Below are 3,332 nucleotides of genomic sequence, written 5' to 3' on the forward strand. Positions count from 1 at the left end.
GAATCGAACTATGTCGTCCGTTTGTCTGTGTGACCCGTCCCTGGATTTTGACAGCACCAAACGTGAATAAAAAAACAAAATGGCACTTTTTCGTCAATGGTAGCTTTGGATGTCCTCCAAATGATTTGGCTCCCGAGTCCTTTTCGACGCCAAATCTCCTGAGGATTCGAACTATGTCGTCCGTTTGTCTGTGTGACCCGTCCTTGGATTTTGACAGCACAAAACGTGAATAAAACAGCAAAATGGCACTTTTTCGTCAATGGCAGCTTTGGATGTCCTCCAACCGATTTGTCTCCCAAGTCCTTTTCGACGCCAAATCTCCTGACGAATCGAACTATGTCGTCCGTTTGTCTGTGTGACCCGTCCCTGGATTTTGACAGCGCACCAAACGTGAATAAAAAAAACGTGGGGTCTTTTTCTTTTCCTTTTTCTTGACTTTGGTAAATTCTAGCGGCACGAATATCACTTGGGACAGAACGGCGTGGCCCCCATATTAACTTCTCTGCTTCTTATAGGCCCGTATTGGGCTCTCGATGTTCGGCTGTCCCTTGTCAAGTGATATTCGCCCCGATAAAATACAACACCGTTAGATCTCTTTATTAGTAATTATCTTCGAGTGGCAGTTAGTAAAATAACGAGTACTCAGTCAATACACAGGCAATGGTAAAACAAATAACTGATATTAAGGCTCCCGTTTTGGGCTATCTTTTAAGCCTAGGTACGCCTCGATGGGCCTCGTGGTTCTCGGATCTCGGCTGTGGACCTTCCCCCCGTTCGTGGTCAGATTACGTCCGCGGGCGAGCAAATGAGTCCGCCACACCCCGTTTCGAGAAGGATTGGGCCTAACCCTACTTTTTCTGGGGTAAAAAGGGCCGTGGAACCCGTTAAAAATATCTAAAACCCACCTACTGCTCTACCAAGCTCGCTACGATTTTCTGAAGTCGACTGGATGTGAGTTTTCGAGCAAAATGGTATATTATAATTCCCTAAAATTATCGAAGTGAACTCAGATTCGGCCCAGCCCGTATTGGGTTGCACCTGGGACCGAAACTGAGTTCGGAGGCGCCGTATTGGCTCTGTCTCTGCCTGTGTCGTTCGATACCCTAGGCCTAAGCCGTCGGTCTCCCTTGTGGTTGCTTCTCGCTGTTCTTGTATGGCGCTTTTTAGCGCCCTAGCTATGTAAATATTGCACGCCCGCACGTGCCGAGTTGTAAGCGGGTAATGAGGTAGCCCCATTTACATGCAGGTATACAAAAATACACAATACAATGCATGACAAAATACATGGAATGACATATCATTATGACCAGTATCAAGTAAGCACTTCAAATAACCCGAGTTTCAAGGCATATTATGCAAAATACAAAATATCATGGCATTTTCATACAAAATGCACTTCAACGCCATGACAGCTTCAGACCGTCGTCTTGCGGATAGGGGACTAGTGAAAGGCATCACTACATCCCCCCCACCACAAACCGATGACTTCCACTGTCATCGCTATGAAGTACATACATTACATCATCAATTCAATTACTCAAAAAAAATTTCACTATCACTCCTCTTTGTCATACCCAGACCGGCCCCCTGTCGCACCACATGAGTCTCTATGGCCCTGCCGGACATCGCTCTTTGGCTATTCCGGCAGGCCTTCGTCCTCCATGTCTGTGTACCCGCCGTCATCCATATCTATGTCCCCTTGGAATTCATCCGTCTCCTCCATATCCACCCACAATGGTACCACCGGCTGATACATCTCCATCGCCATATTGCACAGCCGCGTTGTGATCTTTGACAGTCCCGTTAGCAGTGGGTCGTCTTCATCCCAACCCGTTCGTTCGTTCATGTCTGCCACTGGCAATGCCGTCAGTGCGTCGTGCATCAGCTCCCGCTGTTCCCAAAACTCCGTGTCTGAGAAAAATTTATCCACAGCCCACGTTGATCCAGCAGTGTCCTTCGGCCGGCTGATCCCGTACAACCGAAGGTGCAACGGCGCCACCGCCATCACCGGGAGGAACCCTGTCCATGATTCAGGTCGCAGTACCGCTGACCTGACGAACATCCGCATCCGCCGTGTCAACAGCGTCAACGCTTCGTCGTACCCCTGTTCGTACGCTGGCTGGTAGTTCTCGATATGCCACTCCCGGAAGGTGACTTCGATGAGGTTCACCGCCGACAGGAATTGTCCCATTGACAAGTTCCCGAATCGATTCCCCGCCGTCTTCAGTTCCGCTGTGAACATCTTTGCCATCGCCCTCAACTTGTCGTTCATGTGGTGAGAGAGTGGCGTCTCCCCACTTTCCAGCCAATCTTCCATCTGGAACCACCGTCGATGCAGCCGCAACATGTATCCTCGCGGGTGGTAGTTGTAAAACCACTCCGCGTTGTAGAAGATGTACACATAAGTGCGGACTCCCACACCTTCTTGACGTCCGTTCGCCTCGTATATCCGCCGGATTTCTTGAATCTGTCGCCACCGGTGATATCTCGCCCGTTCCCGGAATTGTTGGTCTGGGGTCAGCTCCTTGTTGACCCTCCGCACGTAGAATAACATCCCCTTCACTGCTCCCGGGTACTGCGCCCTTGCCGGAGCAACCCCTGCCGGTTGCTGCTGCTGGAGTTGTTGTTGTTGTTGCGGTTGCTGTTGTTGCTCCCGCATTCCCGCCAAGGGTCTTTGCCCATCATCGACTGGTTGCGCCAGCTCATTCTGGATTATCACCTTCAACGTCAACGGAGGAGGCGGCGTCGCTGCTTTCACCCTTGCCCCCGGTAGCATGATTCCCCGACCACGTCCTTTTGGTTTCACCTCCTGTGATTGGATACCCCCTTTTCCCGATGTTGGGGTCGAGCTGCTGTCCCGCTCGGAACCTGCCACTTTGGGCTTCTTCCGTCCGTCGTCGCTTTCCAGGGATACCTGGATTTCCGGTACGTCTGGTCGTACTTTCAGTACCCCTCCTTCCGTGTTCACTACCCGCGTAACGACCGATCTTAGTTCTCGGGGACGCTCTGTCTCTTTGGACGATGTGCACGGTTCCTCTCGCCGTGCCTCCTTCGATGCTCTACCGCTTCTTGAGCTGTCGTCTCTTCTAGTGTCTCGTTCGTCTCGGCCCCGAGACTCCCCTTGTCTCCTGTCTCGCCGGTCTCTAGACCGACTACGTCGCTCCCTTGATCGACTGCGCCGCCGTTTGTGTAGCGCCTCCCGCCTGTCGATGGATCCCCCCGTACGTGAAGATCGATCACGGCTCTTCGAGCGACGCTCTCTCCCGGTCTCCGCAGGAGTGATCAATTCCCGCCTTGACCCCCTAGATTCGTCGCGATTGCGCCCACGGCTT

At 51.9% G+C, this 3,332-nt stretch carries 1 protein-coding gene; it reads right to left on the reverse strand.

Features of this window, described 5'->3' with window-relative positions:
- Positions 1–1,636: 1,636 nt before the first annotated feature.
- Positions 1,637–2,659 carry a hypothetical protein gene (locus ACZIYX_RS23780; protein ID WP_462684752.1) on the reverse strand — a complete coding sequence of 341 codons (1,023 nt, stop codon included), beginning with the start codon at positions 2,657–2,659 and terminating at the stop codon, positions 1,637–1,639.
- Positions 2,660–3,332: the final 673 nt, after the last annotated feature.

This window comes from Aquimarina sp. (genome assembly GCF_977115655.1).

Bases quoted from the DNA above. Each gene is read 5' to 3' on its own strand.
- ACZIYX_RS23780 (WP_462684752.1), bottom strand. From the start codon at position 2,659: ATGCGGGAGCAACAACAGCAACCGCAACAACAACAACAACTCCAGCAG.